Annotated in this window: 20 protein-coding genes and 1 pseudogene; 10 read left to right on the top strand and 11 right to left on the bottom strand. The window is 38.6% G+C overall.

Going from position 1 to position 24,377, the window contains the following annotated elements:
* Positions 1 to 110 precede the first annotated feature (110 nt).
* Positions 111 to 428: a hypothetical protein gene (locus P1X15_RS19790; RefSeq protein WP_277339872.1), complete on the top strand. Its 318-nt coding sequence runs from the start codon at positions 111 to 113 to the stop codon at positions 426 to 428.
* A 52-nt stretch (positions 429 to 480) separates the two neighbouring features.
* Here the strand turns inward: P1X15_RS19790 and deoC are convergent, their stop codons facing one another.
* Both deoC and P1X15_RS19780 read right to left on the bottom strand, forming a co-directional pair.
* Positions 481 to 1,242, bottom strand: a complete 762-nt coding sequence (gene deoC, locus P1X15_RS19785) for a deoxyribose-phosphate aldolase (protein WP_277339871.1) — start codon at positions 1,240 to 1,242, stop codon at positions 481 to 483.
* Between the two features lie 8 nt (positions 1,243 to 1,250).
* Positions 1,251 to 1,988 (bottom strand): GntR family transcriptional regulator, encoded by a 738-nt coding sequence (locus P1X15_RS19780; protein WP_277339870.1) that lies wholly within the window; start codon positions 1,986 to 1,988, stop codon positions 1,251 to 1,253.
* Positions 1,989 to 2,102: 114 nt separating this feature from the next.
* Here P1X15_RS19780 and P1X15_RS19775 point away from each other — a divergent pair, with 114 nt between their 5' ends.
* From P1X15_RS19775 to P1X15_RS19755, 5 genes are all read left to right on the top strand, one after another.
* Positions 2,103 to 2,690: an RNA polymerase sigma factor gene (locus P1X15_RS19775; RefSeq protein ID WP_277339869.1), complete on the top strand. Its 588-nt coding sequence runs from the start codon at positions 2,103 to 2,105 to the stop codon at positions 2,688 to 2,690.
* Between the two features lie 90 nt (positions 2,691 to 2,780).
* The gene (locus tag P1X15_RS19770) at positions 2,781 to 3,887 is read left to right on the top strand and encodes a FecR family protein (protein WP_277339868.1); all 1,107 of its coding nucleotides are present in this window, start codon (positions 2,781 to 2,783) and stop codon (positions 3,885 to 3,887) included.
* A 203-nt stretch (positions 3,888 to 4,090) separates the two neighbouring features.
* A complete protein-coding gene (locus P1X15_RS19765; RefSeq protein WP_277339867.1) occupies positions 4,091 to 7,465 on the top strand; it encodes a TonB-dependent receptor in 3,375 nt (1,124 codons plus the stop codon).
* A gap of 18 nt (positions 7,466 to 7,483) precedes the next feature.
* The gene (locus tag P1X15_RS19760) at positions 7,484 to 8,935 is read left to right on the top strand and encodes a RagB/SusD family nutrient uptake outer membrane protein (protein ID WP_277339866.1); all 1,452 of its coding nucleotides are present in this window, start codon (positions 7,484 to 7,486) and stop codon (positions 8,933 to 8,935) included.
* A complete protein-coding gene (locus tag P1X15_RS19755) occupies positions 8,925 to 10,481 on the top strand; it encodes a sulfatase (protein WP_277339865.1) in 1,557 nt (518 codons plus the stop codon). The genes P1X15_RS19760 and P1X15_RS19755 overlap by 11 nt, the downstream gene beginning before the upstream one ends.
* 32 nt (positions 10,482 to 10,513) lie before the next feature.
* Here the strand turns inward: P1X15_RS19755 and P1X15_RS19750 are convergent, their stop codons facing one another.
* A complete protein-coding gene (locus tag P1X15_RS19750; protein WP_277339864.1) occupies positions 10,514 to 11,383 on the bottom strand; it encodes an AraC family transcriptional regulator in 870 nt (289 codons plus the stop codon).
* Positions 11,384 to 11,664: 281 nt separating this feature from the next.
* Here P1X15_RS19750 and P1X15_RS19745 point away from each other — a divergent pair, with 281 nt between their 5' ends.
* Genes P1X15_RS19745 through fucP form a run of 4 tightly spaced genes read left to right on the top strand, consistent with a single transcriptional unit; the run spans position 11,665 to position 15,263 of the window.
* Positions 11,665 to 12,891, top strand: coding sequence for an enolase C-terminal domain-like protein (locus tag P1X15_RS19745; RefSeq protein WP_277339863.1), 1,227 nt, complete (start codon positions 11,665 to 11,667; stop codon positions 12,889 to 12,891).
* A gap of 11 nt (positions 12,892 to 12,902) precedes the next feature.
* The gene (locus tag P1X15_RS19740; protein ID WP_277339862.1) at positions 12,903 to 13,667 is read left to right on the top strand and encodes an SDR family NAD(P)-dependent oxidoreductase; all 765 of its coding nucleotides are present in this window, start codon (positions 12,903 to 12,905) and stop codon (positions 13,665 to 13,667) included.
* Positions 13,668 to 13,671: 4 nt separating this feature from the next.
* Complete coding sequence (locus P1X15_RS19735) at positions 13,672 to 14,028, top strand: L-rhamnose mutarotase (protein ID WP_277339861.1); 357 nt, start codon at positions 13,672 to 13,674, stop codon at positions 14,026 to 14,028.
* The gene (gene fucP / locus P1X15_RS19730; protein WP_277339860.1) at positions 14,025 to 15,263 is read left to right on the top strand and encodes an L-fucose:H+ symporter permease; all 1,239 of its coding nucleotides are present in this window, start codon (positions 14,025 to 14,027) and stop codon (positions 15,261 to 15,263) included. The genes P1X15_RS19735 and fucP overlap by 4 nt, the downstream gene beginning before the upstream one ends.
* Before the next feature lie 17 nt (positions 15,264 to 15,280).
* Here the strand turns inward: fucP and P1X15_RS19725 are convergent, their stop codons facing one another.
* The 8 genes and pseudogenes from P1X15_RS19725 to P1X15_RS19690 form a co-directional block, all read right to left on the bottom strand.
* Positions 15,281 to 15,700: a hypothetical protein gene (locus P1X15_RS19725; protein WP_277339859.1), complete on the bottom strand. Its 420-nt coding sequence runs from the start codon at positions 15,698 to 15,700 to the stop codon at positions 15,281 to 15,283.
* 78 nt (positions 15,701 to 15,778) lie between these two features.
* Positions 15,779 to 15,955, bottom strand: coding sequence for a hypothetical protein (locus tag P1X15_RS19720; RefSeq protein ID WP_277339858.1), 177 nt, complete (start codon positions 15,953 to 15,955; stop codon positions 15,779 to 15,781).
* A gap of 1,114 nt (positions 15,956 to 17,069) precedes the next feature.
* Positions 17,070 to 18,119 (bottom strand): recombinase RecA, encoded by a 1,050-nt coding sequence (gene recA, locus P1X15_RS19715; protein WP_277340012.1) that lies wholly within the window; start codon positions 18,117 to 18,119, stop codon positions 17,070 to 17,072.
* A gap of 441 nt (positions 18,120 to 18,560) precedes the next feature.
* Positions 18,561 to 18,959 (bottom strand): annotated as a pseudogene (locus tag P1X15_RS19710) (toll/interleukin-1 receptor domain-containing protein); the annotation flags it as partial.
* 313 nt (positions 18,960 to 19,272) lie between these two features.
* Positions 19,273 to 19,758, bottom strand: a complete 486-nt coding sequence (locus tag P1X15_RS19705) for a hypothetical protein (protein WP_277339857.1) — start codon at positions 19,756 to 19,758, stop codon at positions 19,273 to 19,275.
* 1 nt (position 19,759) lies between these two features.
* Positions 19,760 to 21,310: a hypothetical protein gene (locus P1X15_RS19700; protein ID WP_277339856.1), complete on the bottom strand. Its 1,551-nt coding sequence runs from the start codon at positions 21,308 to 21,310 to the stop codon at positions 19,760 to 19,762.
* Entirely contained in the window at positions 21,300 to 22,586 is a 1,287-nt protein-coding gene (locus tag P1X15_RS19695) for a toll/interleukin-1 receptor domain-containing protein (RefSeq protein ID WP_277339855.1), read from the bottom strand. Before P1X15_RS19695 ends, P1X15_RS19700 begins: the two co-directional genes overlap by 11 nt.
* Positions 22,587 to 22,608: 22 nt before the next feature.
* On the bottom strand, positions 22,609 to 23,712 hold the full coding sequence (locus P1X15_RS19690; RefSeq protein WP_277339854.1) for a toll/interleukin-1 receptor domain-containing protein: 1,104 nt from the start codon (positions 23,710 to 23,712) through the stop codon (positions 22,609 to 22,611).
* Between the last annotated feature and the right edge of the window lie 665 nt (positions 23,713 to 24,377).

The raw sequence follows: 24,377 nt of genomic DNA, 5'->3' as shown, positions 1-24,377 counted from the left end.
GGCTTTTTGTTTTAAAAATAAATAGGTTCTTATAACGTTTTTATTTCGTTTAAAATTTGAATAAATTAGAAATAACGTTTAATATTGCTATTACAAAACCACTTACTACTATGCCTAAATTAGACCGCGCTGATTTTAAATACAATGCCAAAGTTTTTGAAAAAACATGCCTTTGGTGTGGTACGGCCTTTTATGCTAGCCGCTCTACTGCTAAATACTGCTCTGGAACATGCCGGGGATATGCCAACCAAGCCAAACAATCTGAAGAAGCTGTGCCGTATGATGAAACCGAAAAAATGATTTCGGCTTTACTTTCTGAAAATGCCTATCTCAAAGGACAAATACAGCGGTATGTAATTGAAAGTCAGATTTTGAGAGAAGAATTGGCGACGCTGAAAGCAGCTCAAAAATCACCTTCTGAAAATTGAGAATTTGAGAATGAGACTGTTTTCAAATCACCTCATTCTCAAATTCTTAATGTTAGTATCCTTTGCTTTCTTTGATTTCGGGTAAAGGTGCTGTCTCCACGCCAAAACGCCGATAAGCGTCTTCCATAATCACCGCCGTAGCACTTGCTCCCAAACGAGCCACGCCCATTTCTTTTACTTTCAATAATCCATCGAGTGTACGAACCCCTCCGGCGGCTTTGACCAAAACACCTTCGCCAACGTGGTCGAGCATGAGTTGTAAATCGACTAGCGTAGCCCCTTCGTAGCTGTACTTACCATCAGCACCCTTTACAAAACCATAACCCGTGGAAGTCTTCACAAACTCCGCCTTGGCGTCGGTGCATATCCTACAGAGTTGGATTTTAAACTCATCTTCGGGCAAAAAATCATTCTCAAAAATCACCTTTAAAATAGCCCCGTATTTGACGCAAGCCCCTTTTACGTCTACAATTTCCTCCCGAATATACTCCCAATCTTTGGATAAAACTTTCCCGATATTGACAACCATATCAATTTCGACCGCTCCATCTAGGCAGGCTTGTTCGGTCTCGGCTACTTTTATTTCCACACTGCTACTCCCGTGCGGAAATCCCACTACCGTACCCACCAACACCTCAGAGTCTTTAAGAATTTCGGTAGCCATTTTGACGGCATAAGGTTTGATGCAAACGGAGGCTACATCATACTTGAGGGCCAATTCACAACCTTCTCGTAGCTCGTCGTCGGTGAGCGTAGGATGAAGCAATGAATGGTCTATCATTTTGGCAATGCTCCTAATCAAAGTCGTATTCATTTTTTATTTTAGTTTAAAATGTTGCTAATGGAATAATGATCGGTATAACAGTAGAGTTTGCTATACACAAACAGCCCTGTTTGATTCGTAATATATTTCCTCTCAATAGCCAAAATAGGACTTCCAAGGGGGCATTTCAGTAGTTTTGAGTGGGTGGTATCGGCTTGTATTGCCCGTAAACACTGCTCAAGATTTCGCATATCGACCCCAAACTTCACACTCAAAGTTTTGAATAAAGAACCATCTACCAAATCGCTTGATAGCAAAGACTCAAAACCTTCAATCGGTAGATAAGTGTACTCAAGCATCACAGGAGCATCATCGGCGCAGCGGAGTCTTTTAAGCGTAAAATATTCTCCACTTTCGGCCCTTGACATACTTTCAAATACGCCTTGTGGCCAAGGCAAAATAGCGGGCGGCTCTACCATCAGCGTTTTGACTTCGTGGTCGGCGCTGCCTACTACTTCCGAAAACCCCTTAAAAGACAGCAAGCCCAATGATTGCCGTTCTGACTTTACAAAACTTCCTTTGCCATGCTTTCGCTCAATGAAACCCTCTTTCACCAGCTCATTTAAGGCCTGCCTTACGGTCATACGGCTTGTATCAAATTGGATACACAAATCGTTTTCGGACGGGATGAGGCTTCCTTTGGGATAAAGCCCTTCATGAATCTGTTTTTTTACAAATTCTGAAATGATACTATAATGTGGTTTGGGGTTTGTCATGCCCAAAAATAGCAAATTCATCTTGTATAGACAAGTGCTTGTCTATACAAGATAGCAAAGCAGATTATGTAAATTAAATCACCATAAAGTATTATTTTCTCTAAATTTGTTGAAATATCCTAAAAAACATTTAGAGTGAAATCAAACTTTGAAACCGACGAACGCCTTTGGCAAGCTACTAGACTTGGTAGCGAGCTCGCCTTTGAAGCGCTCTATCGTCGTTATTTTCAAATTTTGGTAAGCTATGGCAAACGCATTCACCCCAATGAAGCAATGGTGAATGATGCCATTCAGGATTTATTTATTGATATTTGGCGTACTCGCCACTCCTTAGGGCAAGCCGAATCGGTAAAATTTTACCTTATGAGCTCACTACGGCGTCGAATTTTACGATTGCTCAAGTCCGATTTACCCTTTTCAGAAGAATGGGACGAGCTTCCCGAACAGGCATTGCCTATGGAAGATTCACCCGAAACGCTCTTTGCGGAAGAGGAAGAAAATGCGCTTCAAAATGAAAAATTAAACAAATGGCTCGAACAGCTTCCGCCGCGTCAATATGAAGCCTTGTTGCTACGCTACTTCCACAATTTTGAATATGTCGAAATCGCGGGTATTTTAAATATCAAAGAACAAACCGCCCGCAATCTTGTTCAGAAAGCACTTTATATACTTCGCAAACTTGCCATTGTGTTGATAATCATGGTTTTAGGATTTATTTTTTAAAATTTTAAAAAATAAATCCCTTTTAGAAGGTTGAAATCTTCGCTTGTCGGCTCTCTACTAAAAAAGAGCACGAATTGTATATCAATCAGCATGAACTATCCCCACCACTCTGCGAGCGATTTTATGGAAGATACTCATTTTCGTCAATGGGTATATCAACCTGATGCCGACTCCGATTCTTTTTGGGAAGAATACCAACAAAAATATCCTGAGAAGAAACAAGAGTTGGCTATCGCTCGTCAGCTTTTGTTGAACCTCCAACAACAAGTCCAAAGTGGTTTTTCGACGAAAGCGGTAGAAGATGCTGTTTTTCAAAATATCCAACAAGAATTAGAAACAAAGCCTATTGTTTCTACTCAGCTATTCCCACATTGGGTACGGTGGGCAGCCGCTGCGGCGGTGGTTTTATTGGGTATCACGTGGGTGTTTTGGAGTCAAAAACCCACTCATTACTTAAGTTATGAAATAAATCGCCAGCAATCTCAGAATACACTGGTCGAAAAAAGTAACCTTACGTCCAAGCCTTTTGTGGTAAGCCTAGCCGACGGAAGTTCTGTTTTGCTTTCTCCTCAAAGTAAAATCAGCTATTGCGAAGATTTTGATACCCACGATAAAAGAGAAGTTTTCTTGAGCGGCGAAGCATTTTTTGAGGTGGCAAAAAACGCCCAAAAGCCTTTTTATGTATATGCCAATGAGCTAGTTACCAAAGTATTAGGCACTAGCTTCAACGTTAGGGCTTTCCCAGAAGACAAAAATGTGGTAGTAAAAGTACACACAGGGCGGGTAGCCGTAGCCGTAGCCGACAAAATCGCCGACAAACAAAAAATAACCGCACGGGAGCTCGATGGTATTGTGTTACTTCCAAACCAACAAGCCGTGTTATCGCGGGATGAGTTCAGGCTTGTCAAATCTCTGGTCGAAAATCCCAGCTTACTCAGCTCCAATACTCCTATTTCTCTTTCCCATTCTTTTGAGTTTGAATCAGCGCGGGCTAGTGATGTTTTTAAGGCAGTAGAAGAAGCCTACGGTATCGATATCGTATTTGATGAGGAGGTATTTGCTAATTGCTTGTTTACGGCTAATCTCACCGACGAGCCTCTTTACGAAAAACTCAACATTATCTGTAAAAGTATCGAAGCGAGTTATCAGATTTTGGATGCTCAAATCATCATTTCAGGTAAAGGTTGTCATTTGTAATCTCACTTTCTTAAACCCTCAAACCTTTTATGACCTAAATAAGTACTTGATTTTCAAATCTTAAAAAACGAAGTCGGCAATGCACCACCATCGCCGACTTCAAAAATCCCCTTTACTTGACTGACATCATTAGCATCTGCTAAAAGCAGATGACAGGGGGGTGTTTTGCCAAATGATTAATTCAACAAAAACATTTCAAAACTATGAAAAAAACTAACGCTACCCAGTATTGGCTAGTTAAAATCATGCAATGGTCTTTTTTACATCTCTGTATAGCTATCATTTTTGCAAACGTTTCTTTTGCGACTGACGTGGCAGCACAGGAACTGCTTGACCGCCGAATCTCCCTACAAGCCGTCAATCAGAAGATTAATGTGGTATTGAATGAAATTGAAAAAAATGCGGATGTGCGGTTTTCTTACAGCCCCAATTTGATTCAGGCATCGCGCAAAATCACCTTGAATGTCGCTAACGAAAAACTTTCAAACGTACTCGAAAAACTACTTTCTCCCTACGGACTACGATACGAAATCGTAGGAAAGCAAATTATACTTCAAAGGGAATCCTCTAAAAATCAGAGCGTTTTACCCGAGGCACTTCTTGTTTTACCCCAAAATTTACCTATTGAAATCAGCGTTACAGGCATCGTAACCGACGAAAGTGGAGTAGGCCTTCCAGGGGTAAGTATTCTCTTAAAAGGTACGCAAAGAGGCACCACCACCGACCCAAACGGTAAATACAAAATAGAAGTCCCTGACAAAAATGCCATTCTTGTTTTTTCGTTTGTAGGATATCTTCCTCAAGAAGTAACCGTTGGAAACCAAAGCCAAATCAATGTCAATCTCAATGTAGATACCAAAGCATTGGAAGAAGTAGTAGTGGTAGGATATGGGACACAGAAAAAAAGCGATTTGACGGGGTCGGTTTCGTCCGTAAATGCCAAAGATTTTACGCAAGGGGTTAACAATTCAGCCTTGCAACTTTTGAATGGACGCGCCGCAGGGGTTCAGATTAGCCAAAGTAGCTCGGCGCCGGGTGGAGGCACGAGCATCCGAATCAGAGGGGCAGGCTCTATCAATAGCAGCAACGAAGCCCTGATCGTCATCGATGGTTTGCCAGGGGCTACCACTACCTCTATCAGTCCCGAAGATATCGAATCTATCCAAATCCTAAAAGATGCTTCTGCTGCGGCTATTTATGGGTCGAGGGCTGCCAATGGTGTGGTACTTATCACTACCAAAAAAGGAAAAAGTGGCAAACCCACCATGAATTATAGCACTTATGTAGGGGTACAAAGTGTAGCAAAGAAAATGGATTTGTTGAGTGCGCCTCAATACATGAAAGTACTCAATGATATTTCGGCCGAATCTGGGGCAGTCCCCAAATTTACGCAGGCGCAAATCGACGCCGTAGGAGCTGGCACCGACTGGCAAGACGCTATTTTTCAAAACGCTTTGGCTCAAAACCACCAACTTTCGTTTGCGGGTGGCTCTGACAATTCACGTTATTATGTCGGAATCAACTACTTAGATCAAAATGGTGTAGTAATAGGCTCCAATCTAAAAAAATACAATATCCGACTCAACTATGAGATAAACCCTCTCAACAACCTCAAAATCGCTCTCAATCTCAATACCAATCGAGCCATCACAAAAACCATTTTGACGACCAATGCAGGCAATGAAAACGCGGGACCTATCAATGCAGCTTTGCAATTTGACCCGACGATTTCGACCGAAAAAAACGAAAATGGGATGTATAATATCAACCCCCTCATTGCTTTAGAAAATCCGCTTGCGTTGGTGTATGGAGTCAATCAAAAACAACTTGATAACCGAACATTTGGGGTACTCTCAGCCGATTATACCTTACTCAAAGGTTGGACGGCTACTTTGCGATTTGGGGGTGATATTCAAAACTCACGCGACGACAGCTATATCAGTCGCTTGACCCAAAGGGGCTTATCGTCGGGCGGAATTGGAAGTATATCGTCAGGAGAAAACCTACATTGGTTGGCCGAATTTTTTACTTCTTATAACAAAACCTTAGCCCAAGACCACCAAATTTCGGCCATGCTTGGAGCCACGCTCGAAAAATTCGATGTACTCAGTGTGGGGGCCTCGTCGCGGGGATTTTTGTCGGATGCTACCCTTACCGACCTTCTCCAAAGCGGTGATGCTGATAGAGGCGACAACGTGAGCAGTGGACGTTTTGTCAATAAATTGAATTCTTATTTAGGACGTTTAAACTATACTTTCAAAGAAAAATACCTTTTGACTGCCTCCGTCAGAACAGACGGTACGTCGCGTTTTTCTCAACAGCAGAAATATGCCATTTTCCCTTCTTTTGCCTTGGGGTGGCGATTGTCAGAAGAGCCTTTTATGAAATCTTTGGATTTGTTTAGTGATTTGAAATTGAGGGCAAGTTATGGGCAAAGCGGCAATCAGGCTATTAGCAACTTCGAAACCCTACAAACTTTCATTGCGGGCGGAAGAGCTGTATTTGGAGACGGATTGGTGCAGGGTGTAGAGCCTGCTCGTATTCCCAATCCAGATTTGCGCTGGGAAACCACCGAGGAGGTTGATTTAGGTGTTGATTTTAGCTTGCTAAATGGCCGTGTCAGCGGCTCAGTAGAATATTACCGCAAAAAGACCCGCGATCAACTTTTTAACAAACCCCTTCCTACTACTTCTGGTTTTGGCAGTATTAGGGTCAATTTTGGTGAAGTTCTCAACAAAGGTTTCGATTTTACGCTTCAGACTTACAACCTCGTAAACAAATTTAAGTGGAATAGTACCCTTACTTTATCTACCCTCAAAAATGAAGTGACTGAGCTTCCTGATTTTATTCCTCAAGTAATCACGGGAAGTGTGGGATATACGGCCAACTATGCCATCGTGAAAGTGGGAGCACCTATGCGGGCTTACTATGGATATGAAGTAGATGGGATTTTTCAAACTACTGACCAAATCGCCAATTCGGCACAGCCCAACGCCAAACCCGGCCACCCTCGTTTTGTAGATTTGAATAAAGATGGTAAAATCGACCCCAATGACCGAACTATTTTGGGCAGTCCATTTCCAAATTTAATGGCGGGATTAAACAACAATTTTTCCTATAAAGGATTCAATTTGAATGTGTTGTTGACGGCAGTAAGCGGTATCAAATCGCTCGACAACAACATCGTAGAATCGCTGTATCCGGTCAATTTTGAACGCAATCGTATTGCGGCTCACTATCTTGACCGCTGGACACCTTCCAATCCTAATGCCAAATATCCTTCTGGTATCAATCCCAGTTCGTATGGTGGAGCATTGGCCGTCAATAGTCTTACGGTGACAGATGCTTCCTTTGTACGCCTCAAAAACGTTACGCTTGCCTATGATTTTACGCTTCCTAAAAAGAAGCCTTTCCGCTCAGTTTCGGTGTATGTAGGTGCGGATAATTTGTGGACTTTGACTTCTTTTCAAGGATTTGACCCTGATGCCAACGCCTCTGGTACTGGCATAGAAAGAGCAAGTTACAATAGCTATCCTCTCAACAGAACCATTCGTTTGGGTGCAAACATAGGCTTTTAATCTTAAACAGATACGACAATGAAACTTACCTATTTCAAATCCTTATTTTTAGCTTCATTTTTACTGGTACTGTCGGGTTGTACCGAATTTTTGGAAGAAGAAGTCTATACTCAATACGCCCCGGAGGAGTTTTTGAACAACGAAGACGGAATTCAAAAAGTGCTCATTGGGGCTTACAGTCAGCTTCAAGTTCAGAGCGGTATGCGCGAAGACCAATTTACGCTTTCGGAATTTCCCACGGATATTACCCTCGAAAGTGGCGGACAATTTGAAAAAGATGCCCTTCCTTTTATTAACTTTCAGTGGGATGCTTCTTCGCCATTTTTTCTCAATATCTGGGCACGCATGTACCGAGCTATTAGAAATGCCAATGTACTGTTGGACAATATCGACAAAATCACTGCTATCGCTCCGGCTCGATTGATTCAATATAAGTCAGAAGCGCGTTTTATCAGAGCAGAGGCTTATACTCACTTACATCGCTATTTTGGAGCGGTTCCGCTTATTCTTTCCACCAATACAACCGAATTCCAAATTTCCCGCCCTACCGATGCCGAATTCAATACTTTTGTCATAACGGAGCTTACTGAAGCTGCCCAAAATCTACCTGTGCAGCAAAACGCGCGCGGCAAAGCCGATAAAGGCACAGCATTGGCGGTTTTGTGCAAGTTTTATTTGAATACCAAACAATGGCAAAAAAGCGCAGAAACAGCTCAGCAAATCATTGGTCTTGGAAAATACAGTTTGTTTGGCTCTATCGAAACCCTTTTTACGGTTGATAATGAAGCCAACAACGAATTTATTTTTGTGTACCCTTGCGTGGCTCAGGCGGGTTATTCCAACAATTATATGCCTCATGCTTTTCCTCCCAACTATCCCATTCAAACCAATTGGATTAATTATGGTGCTCAGTTTAGAACTTATACTAAGTTTGTGAAATCATTTCATCCCAACGACCGTCGCTTAAAAATGATTATTACCCAATATACCGACACCAAAGGGGTGAATTTCAAACTGGTAGAGGATGCGGCAGGCAAAGCTCTCGACAATGCCCGAAGCTTTAAGTATGTACCCGACCCCAATGCCGTTTCTGAAAATAATGGCAATGACATCCCTGTGATTCGTTATGCAGATATTCTCCTCAGCAGAGCAGAAGCCCTCAACGAAATCAGTGGCCCTACTCAAGAATCCATTAATCTTATCAATCAAGTCAGAAAAAGAGCCGGTGTTCCTGATATTTTGTTGAGTAACTTTACCACCAAAGAATCCCTCAGGGAGCATTTGCTCAATGAGCGCGCTTGGGAGTTGTTTACTGAAGGCAAACGCCGCGAAGACTTAATTCGTATGGGAAAATTTGTATCAAGTGCCATAGAACGTGGCAAAAGTGCCAAAGCTTTTCATGTGCTTTATCCGCTTCCTCAATCTGAAATAGACGCTAATTCAAAACTCAAACAAAACGATGGCTATTAAAACCACAGCCAAGTTATTGGCGATTATCCCTTTCATTTTCTACGGCTTTTTGGGAAGTGTAAAGGCACAAAAAAACGCCAAGCGACCTAATATCATTCTTTTTATGGTCGATGATATGGGCTGGCAAGATACCTCTGTGCCTTTTTGGGAAAAGAAAACACCCCTCAACGAACGCTATCGCACACCCAACATGCAACGCCTCGCCAACGAAGGGGTCAAGTTTACGAATGCTTACGCTATGCCCGTTTGTACCCCTACGCGTATTAGTCTGCTGACAGGTATCAACGCTGCTCATCATAAAGTAACCAACTGGACCAATATCCAACAAAACATTTCTACCGACGCCAAAGACAGTACTTTCAAACCTGTAGATTGGAATATCAACGGGCTGAGTCCACAATCGGGTTTTGCTCATACCGTACACGCTACTCCTTTGCCTCAACTCCTAAAAGAAGCGGGTTATTTTACGATTCATACAGGGAAAGCGCACTGGGGGCCTATGGGTATGCCAGGGTCGAGTCCCAAAAACCTTGGGTTCATTGTCAATATTGCAGGCCACGCAGCAGGACATCCCCAAAATTACTATGGACAGCAAAACTATGGGAATGTTTTGGGCAAAGCGACTTACCATGCCGTGCCAGATTTGGAAGAATACTATGGTTCTGAGGTGTTTTTGTCGGAAGCTATTACCCGCGAAGCTATCAAGGCGATTGCCTATCCTATCGAAACCAAACAACCTTTTTTTCTTCATTTGTCGCATTATGCGGTGCATACGCCTATCCAAGGAGATGCTCGTTTTATCGAAAAATATCAGAAAATGGGGCTAGATTCGACCGAGGCCAAATATGCAAGTCTTGTAGAAGGAATGGACAAAAGCCTAGGGGATGTGATGGATTATCTCAAAAAAGTAGGACAAGCTGATAATACTATCATCATTTTTATGTCCGACAACGGTGGCCTTAGCCAAGGAAACCTCCGTGGCGGTGGTGCTCATACCCAAAACTTGCCACTCAAAATCGGGAAAGGCTCCGTTCATGAAGGAGGAGTGAGAGTGCCTATGCTTGTCAAATGGCCGTCGGTTGTTAAACCTTCTACCGAACAAACTCAATACGTGATTGTGGAGGATTTTTTCCCAAGTATTTTGGAAATGGCGGGCGTAAATTCTCCCAAAACCATTCAAAAAGTAGATGGCAAAAGTTTTGTTCCTTTACTTAAAAACCCTGCACTTAAAGACCAAAGTCGCTCTTTGGTGTGGCATTATCCCAACAAATGGGGAGGCACAGGCGCAGGTATCAACTATGCAAGTGCGATACGTAAAGGTGACTGGAAGCTTCTGTACGATATGAAAAAACAAGAACTTTCGCTCTACAATATTAGAGAAGATATTGGCGAAAGCAACAATCAAGCGGCACAATTCCCTCAGAAAGTCAAGGAGTTAGCTGCCGAGTTGAGTCAAAAACTAAAAAATTGGAATGCACTCATGCCTACCTATGCCAAAGACGGTAACCCCGTACCTTGGCCTGAGCAGATAGCTCATAAAAATTAAATAAAAAGCCGTGGGAAATCTCCACGGCTTTTTTATTTACCCAACATCTTCGCCCGAAATTCCTTTGGGGTTTGTCCGTGAATTTTTTTGAACGTACGGTTAAAATAAGAAATATTATTGAAGCCACTTTCAAAGACAATTTGTGTAATCGGTAGCTCTGAATGTTGTAACAACTGAGCCGCAAAAGCGACCCTCACCCGATTCAAAAAATCGGAGAAAGTATGCTTGGTAATCTGCTTAAAAAACCTACAAAATGAATGCAACTGCATACCTGCTACTTCTGCCGCTTGGTCTAAACTGATTTCTTCTCTAAAATGCTTTTGAATATACTGCATCAGGCGCGAAACGCGGTGTTGATGATAATCCCGTACGCTAGATACTACATTTGTTGAATTGAGCCACGTCCTTTCTGAAGGGTCCATCAACATTTCTAAAATTTGGAATAAATAAATCAATACGCCCACACTTTTTTGCTTTAGCATCTGCGTCAAATATCCGTGAATCAGGCTTTTTTTACTACCAATGATGCTCATTCCTCTTTCAGATTCTACAAAAAAATCTTCTATTGATTGGGTATCTATCAGGCCTTTTAACTGCGCTATCAACTTGTTTGGATTGATATAAAGTGCCAACGAAATCGCCGGGGCTTCTTTATCGTGGGGATTGGGTTCACTGTACCAAACATGAGGTACATTGGAACCCACAAAGGTCAAGTCGCCAGGTTCGAAATGCTCCACAGATCCACCAATGATACGCGTGCCTGAGCCAGATACAATATATACCAATTGACATTCGTCATGAAAATGGAAATCTGGAGAAAAAGAAGCCCGTACGATTTCTTTAACCAAAAAGGTCTTTGTGGTGGTCGAAAAATCAGATAAAAGAGCATAAGTAGGTTTCATCTCCAAAAAATAAAGTTAATGCCAATATAGTACATATAAATATCAATCCTACATAGGTTTTTGGTATAAATATGCTTTCTATTTGCACAATAGTAATGTTTTACTTTTCTTAAGTAAAATTTCATAATTCTTTTTATCATAAAAACTTTCTTTAATTATAAGGATACAAATAGTTAACACACTGATTTTTAATATTTTGTAGTTTAAGTTTTTTGTCGACAAAGATTTTTATATACTATATTATCTCATAATACTATTCCTATTCTCTAAACCTTCTTAAAATGTATATTCATTCTATTGAAGTATCTGACAAACGCTTCGATTTGGCCGAAGGAGCGGGGTCGGATGCTACCCACACCAATCCGCAGTATTCTTATGCCGTATGCATTCTCAAAACCAATACCCACACCGAAGGAATTGGTTTAGCCTTTACGCTGGGTGCAGGCAATGACCTTGTTTGTAAAGCGATTCAATATCTTTCGGAAGGTTTGCAAGGCCAAGAAATCGAAGCTCTGATGGCCAACTTTGGGGTTATTTATCGCCAAATGGCCGATTCGCCTTCCCTTCGGTGGCTGGGTCCACACAAGGGAGTCGTACACCTTGCTTTGTCGGCGATTGTCAATGCTTGTTTTGACCTTTGGGCCAAATCGCGCCAAGTGCCTCTCTGGAAATTATTGCTTGATTTGTCGCCCGAAGCCCTTGTCAACACCCTCGATTTGAGCTATTTAGAAGAAGAGCTCACACGCCACGACGCCATTGAAATCCTTGCAAGTCATCAAGCTACTCGCCCTCAGAGAAGCCATATTTTGGAGAGTGGTTACAAAGGATATGACACGTCGGTAGGGTGGTTTAATTTTTCGGATGATAAAATCGTCGAAAACACCCAAAAAGCCCTAGAAAAAGGTTTTACGGCACTAAAGCTCAAAGTAGGTTCGCAGGATCCCGAGCGTGATTTTAGACGGGCGGCTTTGATTCGTCAAACGGCCGGAGATGCTGCTACCATCATGCTCGATGCCAATCAAAAATGGAATGTACCCGAAGCCTTGGCTATTTGTCAAAAACTGAGCGATATCAATCCCTATTGGATAGAAGAACCCACTCATCCAGATGATGTATTTGGGCATCTTGCCATCGCCAAAGCCATTGCTCCTTATAAAGTAGCCACGGGTGAGCATATCCCTAACAAAGTGATTTTTAAGAATTTTTTACAAGCCCGGGCCATGGATTTTTGTCAAGTAGATGCCGTGAGGGTAGGTGGTGTTTCTGAATTTTTAACAATAAGTTTATTAGCCAAAAAACGAGGTATTCCGGTGGTTCCGCACGTAGGAGATATGGGACAGATTCACCAGCATCTTGTCTTGTTTAATCATATAGGTATGGGACATGAAAACTTATTTTTAGAATATATTCCCCATTTGCGCCCGTATTTTACTCATCCCGCAAGCATCATAGATGGGTATTATCAAGTTCCGCAAGAAGCAGGGAGTAGTTGCGATTTAAATTCATAAGTTTCCTTATTATGAGTACATTAAACAACAAAGTGATATTTCTAACGGGAGGGGCGTCTGGAATCGGTGAAGCCTGTGCCTTGGCGTATGCTAAAGCAGGTGCGAGGGTATTTATAATGGATAAAAACGAGGAGTTGCTCCAGTTGCTGATTGGTAAAATAGGACGCCCACATTTGGGCATGGTGGGAGATGTAGGAAACCCCAAAGACATCAAGTCGGCGATACAGAGTGCGTTGGCTCAATTTGGGCAGATTGACGTGATTCACAACAACGCCGGAACAGCTTCTCCTTCAAGACCTCTCGACCAAACTGCTGAATATGAATGGGATACTATTTTTGACATCAATCTCAAAAGTGTATATTGGACTACTAAATATGGAATAGAAGCCCTTAAAAAGACCCAAGGGAATATTCTCAATACGAGCAGTATGGTGGGCACCATAGGGCAGGAAAATCACGCGGCCTATGTTGCTACCAAAGGCGCTATGAGTGCACTTACCAAAGCAATGGCGTTAGACTATGCGCCTTTTGGAATACGCGTCAATGCTATTTGCCCAGCAGGTGTATGGACACCGATGCTCCGCCAGTGGACTACCGAACAGCCTAATCCTGAAGCCATTGAGCAATATTTAGATAATATTCACGCATTGGGATATTGTCCTGAAGGCGACGTGATTGCCGATGTTGCGGTATTTTTGGTGTCAGAGGCAGCCCGCTTTGTTACGGGCTGTTTGATGCCCGTGAGCGGTGGTGCAGAATTGGGTTATAAAAAATAAAATCATGAAAACACACAGAACTTGTTTGGCTTTAGATTTAAAAGACGATGCTCAACTCATTGAACACTATGAGTTTTTTCACCGTCCAGAAAATATCTGGCCCGAAATTCCTCAAGGCATCCGCGAAGGAGGTATCGTGGATATGCAAATCTATCGGATTGGTACCCGCCTTTTTATGATTGTAGAGACGGAAGAAGGCATCAGTGTGGAGCAAGCCTTTGAGGCCATCAGTCACAAAACACGACAGCCTGAGTGGGCAGAATTTATGGGAGGATTTCAACAAAAGCTAGCCGAAGCCAAACCTCATGAACATTGGGCCGCAATGAAGCCGATTTTCTTCCTAAATGAGTCGTCAAAATGAAAGTTCAAAATCGATATTTAGTTCCTCTTTTGGTAGTAATGAGTCTCATGTTTATCTGGAACTTGAGTCGTAATATCAACGATATTCTCATTCCTCACCTCAAGCGAGCATGTCAACTCACTGATTTTCAATCATCTTTGGTGCAATCGGCTTTTTTTGGCGGTTATTTTCTGTTGGCATTGCCGGTGGGTCAGTTTATTCGTCGATTTGGGTACCGAGCAGGTATGATTGTAGGATTACTTCTTGCGGCGGCAGGCGCTTTTTTGTTTTTCCCCGCTGCCGAAAGCCGTTTTTATCCTCTTTTTTTGGGTGCACTTTTTACCATGGCCGCAGGTTTTACTTTCTTAGAAGTGACCGCCACGCCCTATATATCGGTTTTGGGTGACCCCGACAAAGCCTCCAGTAGATTAAGTTTGGCGGCGGCGGTGGGATCTATGGGAGCTACCATGGGGCCTTTTATTGGGGCTCAATTTTTACTCCATGCTACCGACATCTCTCAAGAGACAATTGCCTCGTTTGACAGCGCCCAACTTGCCACATATCTCGATTCAGAAGCCCAACTTGTCAAAACTCCTTACTTAAGTTTAGGAGTCCTTTTTGTGGTACTTGGTAGCGCGCTTTTTTTTATTCAATTGCCTTCTATTCAGGAAGAAGGAGAAAAAAGCATTCGTCTTTCTTCTATTTTCAAATTCCGACATACTGTTTTAGGAGCGCTCGGAGTGTTTTGTTATTTAGGGGCCGAAGTAGGGATTGTTAGTTTTTTGATACGTTATGCTAAATCATTCAATATTAATGAATTAACCGAACAAAAAGCGGCCTTGTTTATTACACTTTTTATGGCTTTGGTGCTTGTAGGGCGATTGGCAGGGGCTTACTTTTTACAAAAAAACAATCCTTCCAAAATACTCACAATTTGCGCCGTTGGAGCTATGGCGTTGGTGATTACATCTATGTGTACAGCTCATTGTATAGCTCTTTTTTCCTTAGCTACCGTCGGTTTATTTACTTCTGTAATGTACCCTATTTTGTTTACATTGAGTATCAAAAACCTCGGCGCATATACCAAAACAGGCTCTTCTTTGATTATTATGAGTATTGTAGGCGGGGCTATTGTTCCGCCTCTGATGGGGCTTATCTCCGATTCTTGGGGAATTAAAATGGCCTTTATTCTTCCCGTGGTTTGTTATAGTTATATCTGGTTTTATGCTAGACAAGGTCATCTCGAAACGACATAAATTGAAATCACCCTACCTTACTCAGGACGCAAATTTCGAATATCATTTATATCCTTCGGTCTCGGACTAACCTCTTTATCTTGTATCAAATCGGCAAGACATATCAATGATATTTCAATGCCATTGCTTGTAAAGACATCCCTTCTTGCAAATGCTTCACTGAATTTTATCGGTGCCTTTATACATGGTAGAAGGTCAAGAGTGTATTCGTCAAATTCAAATCGGAAGAACGATTTTGTTGGGTCAACAAAAGTAGTATTTCGGTATCTCTTTACATCTTTTCCCAATTCCTCTACGGCTTTGAGTAAGTTGTAATAGTTTTGGTGAGTTGGTCTATACCAAAGATCCATATCTATTTTCTCGACAACTTGGCCACTTGCGGTTACAGACTTACGAACATAGCCATGAAGACCAACAGCCACCCCGCCAATAATCATATAATCAACGGCGTGCTTGTTGAACAATTCGCATATATTGTAGACGAGTTTACTAATGTCCATAAATAGCGTTCCTACCTACGGTTTTACTGATTTGAGAGCAGATTTGGAATTAATAAAGTCTTTTCTTAAGGCGGATAGCGCTCTCTCAAACTTATCATGACGCTCCATCACTACAGCAGCATTAGCCGGACTGACTGAAGTTGAGTTTTCCTTCATCTCATGAAAGCTGCTATATTTTTCTGTCTTCTTCATGGGGCGGCGTTCTTTTTATTTATACAAATATAGTAAAACGGTTATTTTGCTAAAAGTACTTTTAGTAATTCTGTATAGTGTATAAGCACAATCTTGTTCACGGGGTGAAATAATGTGGTGGTGGGGGCCAATCAAGAGCGAGCGTTGTAGGTAGGACACTATAGAGGTTACAAATCAGGGACGACCGTTGCAGAAGTGTAACTCCTATTATTTTAATTAAAGGAGAAAAAAAATTCTTAAAAATAATATAAGACATGGAAAAGAATGATATAAACTCCAATTAGCGTTTATAAATAATTATCTTTATCTACTAAATCAATCATTAAACCTGATTCGCTATTATTTATTGGTATCAATCCTTCTTTAGGTGAAAATGATATTGTTAAAGTTCTTGCCAATACAGAGTTTGCACCTGACCGTGATTCTGTCAAAGGATATTTTACTTTCAAGCCTGGCAAACTATACAGCAATACCATTGTCAAAAACTTAATTATTTTGAACGTCATCGTAAAATAGCTAAGAAAGTGGGAATGTCTTGAGAACAGTTAGCTTTATTCCAGTTGAGGGAGTCAAGCTAAGATACCTTGCTCGGATTATTGAAAACTAACGATGCAGTTTCTTTTTTTCAAAAGCAGCTTGAAATTTTCTTTGATCTTTTAGAAGTAATGCGCCCAAAACTATCGTGATTATGAACAGAAAAACTGGGGAAATACTTAAAAAATTGCTTGAAGATAAGGCAAGCGTGTCAGCATTGAAACCAACTGATTGCAAAGATGTATATATGTTTGAATTTGCTGCCCTCTAAATTCAAATTCTCTTTAGTATTCATATTCAATATAAAACAGTTGCCGAGCGTGAGAAGATCAACAAACAAATTGTAATTATCATTAGAGAATTTACAAGTATTAAATAAGTATTTTTCTTTTCAGTATTGCCTATTATTATCAATAAAGCTAAACATTCGCTTGCATAATTCTTAAATGTCCTGAATTCACTATTTCCTACCATAATGCATTCATGAAATATATAATCGAGCAAATATTTATTCAATTTTTACGCATCCTCTACAGTAAACAAAATAGATAAATATTTGCTCGATTATATATGGAAGAAACTAATTAATAAAATAAATTTCTTCATTTTCAGTAATTTTGGTGCGAATCTTTTGCTCCAGTTCTTCTGTCAATTCTGGACTATCTTTCAAAAGTTGTTTCACTGAGTCACGTCCTTGCGCTAAACGACTTCCTTCGTAACTGAACCAAGAACCAGATTTTTTAACAATCTCCAAATCAACGGCCAAGTCAATGATCTCACCAACTTTAGAAATACCTTCCCCGTACATGATGTCAAATTCGACTACTTTAAAAGGAGGTGCCAATTTGTTTTTCACCACTTTAACCCTTGTGCGGTTGCCAGTGATTCTATCCGCACTTTCTTTGATCTGACCGATACGACGAATATCCAAACGCACCGAAGAATAGTACTTGAGCGCATTACCACCCGTAGTTGTTTCGGGGCTGCCAAACATCACACCAATTTTGTCACGTAACTGGTTAATGAAAATACAGCAACAGTTGGTGCGGTTGATCACCCCGGTAAGTTTACGCAATGCCTGCGACATTAAACGGGCTTGTAAACCCATTTTGCTGTCTCCCATTTCGCCTTCGATTTCGACTTTGGGAACCAGAGCCGCTACGGAGTCAATCACGATAATGTCAAGAGCACCTGATGAAATCAAATGTTCAGCGATTTCGAGGGCTTGCTCTCCGTTATCAGGCTGTGAAATAAGGAGGTTTTGAGTGTCAATCCCTAATTTTTTGGCATAAATACGGTCGAAAGCGTGCTCTGCATCAATGAAGGCTGCCAAGCCGCCTGCTTTTTGTGCTTCTGCAATACAATGCATGGCAAGAGTGGTCTTCCCTGAGGATTCAGGGCCGTAAATTTCAACAACACGGCCGCGTGGCAATCCACCGATTCCTAAGGCTAAGTCCAAACCAACTGAACCAGTTGAAATGACTTCTACGTCCATTACTTTTTTGTCACTGAGACGCATTACAGTGCCTTTTCCGTAAGCTTTGTCCAGCTTCTCAAGTGTACTTTGTAGGGCTTTAAACTTTTGTTTTAGCTCTGTACTTTGTTTTGAAGTGGAAGACTTATATATAATTTTTTCATGATATAAGCCAATTTCAGCATCAATAATATCTAATTCTTCAAAATGTCCGCTTTTAACTGCCCATAAAAGTCTTTCAGCTAAGTCAGCTCTTAGCTCTAATGTAAGTAAAATACTTCCTTTTCTAATAGTTTTAATTATTATCTCAGCTCCGTCAATTTCTAAAGATTTTGCAATAAAAGCTAAAATTTGAGCTTGCCTTTGGGGTGAAAAACTTTCGAACTCTCCCTTTATTTTTAACTCAATTTCCGCCGTTGCATCAGCAATAATAGTATTTGATTTGTTATCGGAATTCTCATCCTGATTAAGCGAAAATATAGAATCTTCATCTATTGTTTTCTTAGTATCTAACATAATAATATCACCTGTCTCTGGTTTAACTATTAGAGGTTGATTTGTAATTCTTCTATATAACATCTCAAAACCTATTTGTTGGCTTAAATCATAGAAACTTAGACTTTTAAAAGGATTAGGAATGTAATTTATGTCTTCTTTCCTTAAGATGACAGGAATAATTTTATCACTAACACTATCATTAAAATAAAGCTCATTCAATATTAGAGTAGCCTCAAATTTAACCCCAAAGCCATGACCATCTACTTCTTTACCACTAGCTCTTTTATAATAATTGGGAGAGAAAACAATAATTAAAAAATCTGACTCATCAACCCTCTTTTGCATCCATTTTGGCCATCCTTCTGATGGATGAGGATCGTATTTATCAATTAAACAAAAAATGCCAAATTTATTTAAATATGCTGAAAGTGTCTCTACTCGTTCTGAGTAAAAATTATCACTTGGCTCCTGACAGTAACTTACAAAAACCTTAGACATAATTAGAGCTTTAAAATAATATATTCATCCTATTAATAGTGGATTAATATTTGTTTTTCGATTTACTACTTTTGGTAGAATGTAATTGTTTACTCTATAATGCTAATTTGTAGCCTGGCATTAATTCCTATTACCCGCAAAATGCTTCTAACAAATAATTGTTCTTACTTTTTTTAGTCATTAAAAATGCAATACTAATATACTTTACACAATCAGAGTTGATGAAATAAAGAGTTACAGGTTTGATTTACTTAATTTTATTATTATATACACTGTTTTTTATTGTGTTTAATGTTAATAGATAGTTTTGTGTTTATTTAGATATGTTAAATATAACTAAAGCGAGTACAAAAAGTATTGGTACAAAATAAAAGAAAAAAAGAGTGTCTGAATACCAGATATTTCTAATTTTATTTTCGGGTTTATTAAGTTCTTCAGTTACTCCATTAATTTCTCTCGAAAAAGTATTTAAATCAAAAAGGTAAGCATTAGTATTGGTTCTGTGCTTTATTACCCATTTATATACTTCTCTATAAAGTCTCTCTGTTGATAAAAAATATGAATCTAAAAACCAGAAACATAAAATTGGCAATAATAAAAGCACATTTAACCAAAGGCTAGTAGCTTTATCATTCCCACCAGCTAATATTAAATGATCTTTTTCAAAGACAATGATTGCACTTAATATCCCTATCAGCCATCCTTTTACTTGAAAGGAATTTTGTGCCATTCTTTTAATTATATCTTGGATTAGATCTAATTCTTTGTGAATAGAGTCTTTATCAGGTGTAGTTGCCATTTTAGATGTAGTATTTGAATTGTTTTTTGTCTGATTTCAAAATTTCTGTTGCAGTTAATATACTTCCAATTTTGTCGGAAAATCTTAAAGTTACGGGTAAACCATCACCATAAATGCACGAATTGTAATTAAGCTTTGTAAGTGCCATAATATCTTGCAAAACTACTTTCAAGTCTGCTTCACCTCTAGAAATAATAATATGAATCGGATTTGGAATTTCCATACTTGTACTAGTATTTAGCCTAGGAACAAAACCTTTAGTAAATAAAAATGCTTCTACATCACTAACTTTAAATGCTAACCCACGCATTACACCATAATTGCAAACTTCATTTTCAACATCACGATATATCTTCAACTTACCTGATTCTGCTTTTATTACTATACCTGTAAGTAAAGTATTAGCTCCTTTTATGTTTATAGCATCTTCAAATCCAAACCATTCCTCATCTGTAAAATGTGACCTCCCATGAATAAATAATTCTTTTGGGTATTTGTTCCACTTATAAAAATAATCATCCAAAGCCATACTTAAAACATTACTTGCTTCAACTCTGTCTAGATGGTATTCTCCTTTTTTAGTTTCCCATAGTCCAATGTTACCCCTAAATACAGTCCCATCACCATCCTTTAAAAACATTTGCGCTGCACTACAGACATTATTATCCTCTTTATTGCCTTTTTTAAATATTAACCCCAGATAACAAACATCATCTCTTATGTCATTTAATTTCCAAGGTAATTTACCTAATTTATAATAAATTGTTGTAGATTGTGTCCATGCTAGATGACATTTTACGTTTTCATCATATTCTTTATTTCTAAGCTTATCTTTAAATAATAAAGTACTTTCAACAATTATCTGCACAGGAGCTGTTATACCTTCTTGAATTAATCGGGCTTTTAAGAGATTATGAAAATCGGAAGTCGAATCAAGTAACTTCTCAATTTCATCAATATATGCTTCATCTTCTTTAAATAATAGTGTTTGACCGCCTTTCGTTAAGTCTAAAAAATTTTGAGTACCTTTACTGATCTCCCTCCCTGCTGATTCCGGCCTACAGTTTTTCCATACTGAATTAGGAATGATAATTACCCATAAATTAACTGAGTTATCTTCCTCATTATTAGCCCTTACAATTTTTGACAAGAATAAATCAACTATATTACTTGCCCTTATTTTTTTTGATTTCTCAAGTAGTTTTGTATCTATTTCTACCTTATTGACAGGCAAAAATAGTTCTGGCTCACTAGGCCATTTAATACCGAAAACACTTTCAAACCCTGGAAAGCTTGGCCTGGCCTCTTCATCACTTTTTAGATTACCATATACTGTTTTCGTAGAAAATATGGGCTGATTTAATCTTTTTACAAAGGATTTGTACAATACTAGTCCCATCTCAGTTCCTATAACACCAGCTTTCACTCTACTAGAGTCATCTCTTTGGTAAGGACCAAATAGTACTAAGCCATCTCTTGGATCTTCAGTACTTTGATTATATCCAAAAATTAATTTGGGCTCTTCAAAAATTAATAGGTCTTTACTCAGCATTTTGTGGTTCTATATATCCTAAAGGTGAAACAACTTCATATGGCAATGAAGCAATTTTAAATAAATTGCTACTGCCAACATTAATTTCCCAAAAATCATTATCCTCAGAAACTTTCAAAGACATAGCTAACAATGTTTCAAACCATTTTCTATTATACCAACCACTGGGTACGCTTCTTCTTAAACTTTGCATCATATCTGGGTCATTTATTAATTCTCCATTTTTTTTTGTAAAATATAAATGACTTGATATTAAAATATGTGGAAATGGGTATAAGTTTGCAAATCCACTTATGGCAAAAAACCATTTATATTCATTGCTAATCCCATTTATTGTACGATTTGTTTTTTTATATTTCTTTAATGAAACTCTATTAGATTCTTCAGGAAGGCTGTCAAAATAAAAAGCTTCCTTTTTACTGCTTAATTCATACTTAGATAAATTTTTAGAATGTAAAAAATTTCTGAAAATTTTGTTTACTAAATTGACTAATAACTTATTAGGTAGTTTTAACTTATCTTCTGTTTCAGAAAGATCAAGGTCAAAATTTGAAAAAAAACTTTGAATTTCATAAGTATCGCTTGAAAAAACATCAATGTACTTTTTACATTCTTCTTCAGAGAAAAACCCTATAATTCTATCTTTGCAACGCAAAAATGTATAAGGAATTTTATATGTCTCTTTCCAATCTAATACATTTGGCTTATGAATATAAATTTTTTCTGGAAAATATATAGGAAACCAATTCGTATAGTACCTCTCTTCTCTTTCCTTTACTGTTGACTTATGTTTTATTGATTTGTACCATTCTTCAAGTATAATGTCTGTTTTATCTACTTTTTGAATATTTTTTTTGTTTAAAAATTTTATTAACTTTTCTAACCCTGTCGCCCAATTGTCATTAAAATTTATTGTGTCAATACCAGCAAACTGCATTGGTAAATTATAAACAGCAAAATCACTTATTTGAAAAGGAATAATAAAGTCTTCTTGTCCACGAGCTAATTGTAACATCAAATTTGCTTCATTACTTACCCCAGAGTAAGCAATTTTTAGTTTATTTATATATGCATTAGAGACTACCGCTAAACATAGACAGGCTTCATTTCTTATAACACTTTCTACTTTAGCATTGAATGTGCTTCCACTATTTAAATCATCTAATTCAAGCCAAACATTATAACCAAGAAGTCGTAATTTTGAAGCAATCCATGAGCAAAAATAATTATCTTCAGGTTGTGCATGACTTATGAAAATCGTGTTTTTTATTGACATGACTATATCATTATAAAAATAATTAAAATTTGTGATTGGTTATATACCCTGATTTTAGTATTGAATCGGGATCGTTATCCGTAGATACATCCTCATATTTTCTAAATTCGATTTTTCTTTTAAAGATTTTGTGATCTAAATCTACATCTACATTTACTTTTTCACCTTTTTCAGGATTGCCAGTTTGTTTTGCAGGAGCAATGAAATAACAACCATATTTTTGACATTCGCTTTTAAAATATGAAAGATTTTTTGAGTCTTTATCAGGCTTCATTCGATGAATTCTTTGCCCAATTGCAACATATTTAATTTCTTGATGCACTTTGGTTTTCTTTAATAAAGCATCCGTCGCTTCAATATTTTCTCCAATCGTGACAAAATAACCATGTTCTTGATTTGGTGCATCGCCTTCAATAATTGATAATCTTAATCTTTCCTCTACATCATCTTTTCCAACCTTTTCTATTATTTCTTTAAATATTTCTTTCCCTAATTCGAAATTATCAAAGAATACTGTAATGACTGGAGGAGTAGGAATCTTATCTGCAAAAAGATATGCAACTCCATTTTTCCATTTTGCTTCGTCCCATTTTACTTGGTCAATAAGCCCTGAAACAAATAAAGTTTTTCTTTCTTTTAATGGCAGCTCTCTAAGTTTCCCAAGTTTAGGTTTTTCTCTTTTAACACCTCTTAGTCTCCAATACAGCTTATCATAACTCTCGGAATCATCAACATTGTAAAATGTGGATCCTTGAAGTGGTTCAGGAATATATTCAAATTTTCCGTCATTAAAAATTACCGGGATGAGTTTAGTGTTATTGGCACCTGCATTATACAATTGCTGATATATTAGTGTACTTTCCCATTTTATGCCCAAACCTTTTTCATCGTCCCCCATTACTCGGTTGTAATAGACCTCTGTACAAACAACTAAAACAAAATCCGATTTCTTTATATTTTTGTCCATCCATTTTGGCCATCCTTCAGGCGGAGAATCTTCATATTGGTCAAGTATACAATCAATCCCTTCTCCTCGTAATTTATTGGATAAATTAAGGACTCTATCTTGATGCTCTTTGCTATCATGACTATAACTGATAAATAATGTAGGATTTTTCTCTTCCATTCAAATTTGGGATAAAACTGCAAGCAGTTTGTATTTCAGGATGTAATAAGAACCTTTAAAAAGCACTATATTTTCAATGTTAAATTTAGCAAAAATGCTTTAAAGTAAGTTTTTTTAATCTATTTACTCTCAAGTTTGATTAGGCTAAAATGCTTTTTACATTCAACTCTTTAGACTTTAGTGGTTGTAATCGTTAGCTTACACATCACCAATGCAATGTTGTCTGTCTTTTTTGCTCTGTCACTTTTACTACTTACATATTTCGGAAATTGTTTCACTCAAATACTTAATAAATTCGGCTGCAAAAATTGGTAAATTATTGTCTTTATCTAACCGTATTGACGGCGGAAGTTCAATGTGAATTGGTGTCCATCTATCGTCAATAATAGTTGAAGTCTTAGCAGCTTTGAAATAAATGTAATTAAAGTCGCCACAAACCTTATACTTCATTGGCTTGAAATTTATTTTCTAAAGTTGTCGCAAAAAGCTTAGAGATTTCATTCCGCTCAATTTTCCCTGACGAAACCTCAATGCAAAAGGGGTGCATTGCAAATTGTCGCCTTCATGCCGCATTGTTTAGATGCTTAAAATTGATTTGGAGCACTTTCTTTTTGACTTCGCACCACCTATCCGACTCATACCTTGTTCGTAACTTAAGCATTGCA

The organism is Runella sp. MFBS21 (assembly GCF_029433105.1).
GTDB lineage: Bacteria > Bacteroidota > Bacteroidia > Cytophagales > Spirosomataceae > Runella.
This window is presented reverse-complemented; position numbering and strand designations above follow the sequence as displayed.

Excerpts from the sequence above, each read along its gene's own strand:
- P1X15_RS19695 (WP_277339855.1), bottom strand. The coding sequence starts at position 22,586 with ATGTCAATAAAAAACACGATTTTCATAAGTCATGCACAACCTGAAGAT.
- P1X15_RS19690 (WP_277339854.1), bottom strand. The coding sequence starts at position 23,712 with ATGGAAGAGAAAAATCCTACATTATTTATCAGTTATAGTCATGATAGC.
- P1X15_RS19755 (WP_277339865.1), top strand. The coding sequence starts at position 8,925 with ATGGCTATTAAAACCACAGCCAAGTTATTGGCGATTATCCCTTTCATT.
- P1X15_RS19700 (WP_277339856.1), bottom strand. The coding sequence starts at position 21,310 with ATGCTGAGTAAAGACCTATTAATTTTTGAAGAGCCCAAATTAATTTTT.
- P1X15_RS19770 (WP_277339868.1), top strand. The coding sequence starts at position 2,781 with ATGAACTATCCCCACCACTCTGCGAGCGATTTTATGGAAGATACTCAT.
- P1X15_RS19735 (WP_277339861.1), top strand. The coding sequence starts at position 13,672 with ATGAAAACACACAGAACTTGTTTGGCTTTAGATTTAAAAGACGATGCT.
- P1X15_RS19745 (WP_277339863.1), top strand. The coding sequence starts at position 11,665 with ATGTATATTCATTCTATTGAAGTATCTGACAAACGCTTCGATTTGGCC.
- P1X15_RS19760 (WP_277339866.1), top strand. The coding sequence starts at position 7,484 with ATGAAACTTACCTATTTCAAATCCTTATTTTTAGCTTCATTTTTACTG.
- deoC (WP_277339871.1), bottom strand. The coding sequence starts at position 1,242 with ATGAATACGACTTTGATTAGGAGCATTGCCAAAATGATAGACCATTCA.
- P1X15_RS19765 (WP_277339867.1), top strand. The coding sequence starts at position 4,091 with ATGAAAAAAACTAACGCTACCCAGTATTGGCTAGTTAAAATCATGCAA.
- P1X15_RS19780 (WP_277339870.1), bottom strand. The coding sequence starts at position 1,988 with ATGAATTTGCTATTTTTGGGCATGACAAACCCCAAACCACATTATAGT.
- P1X15_RS19725 (WP_277339859.1), bottom strand. The coding sequence starts at position 15,700 with ATGATTATTGGCGGGGTGGCTGTTGGTCTTCATGGCTATGTTCGTAAG.
- P1X15_RS19750 (WP_277339864.1), bottom strand. The coding sequence starts at position 11,383 with ATGAAACCTACTTATGCTCTTTTATCTGATTTTTCGACCACCACAAAG.
- fucP (WP_277339860.1), top strand. The coding sequence starts at position 14,025 with ATGAAAGTTCAAAATCGATATTTAGTTCCTCTTTTGGTAGTAATGAGT.
- P1X15_RS19720 (WP_277339858.1), bottom strand. The coding sequence starts at position 15,955 with ATGAAGAAGACAGAAAAATATAGCAGCTTTCATGAGATGAAGGAAAAC.
- P1X15_RS19705 (WP_277339857.1), bottom strand. The coding sequence starts at position 19,758 with ATGGCAACTACACCTGATAAAGACTCTATTCACAAAGAATTAGATCTA.
- P1X15_RS19740 (WP_277339862.1), top strand. The coding sequence starts at position 12,903 with ATGAGTACATTAAACAACAAAGTGATATTTCTAACGGGAGGGGCGTCT.
- P1X15_RS19790 (WP_277339872.1), top strand. The coding sequence starts at position 111 with ATGCCTAAATTAGACCGCGCTGATTTTAAATACAATGCCAAAGTTTTT.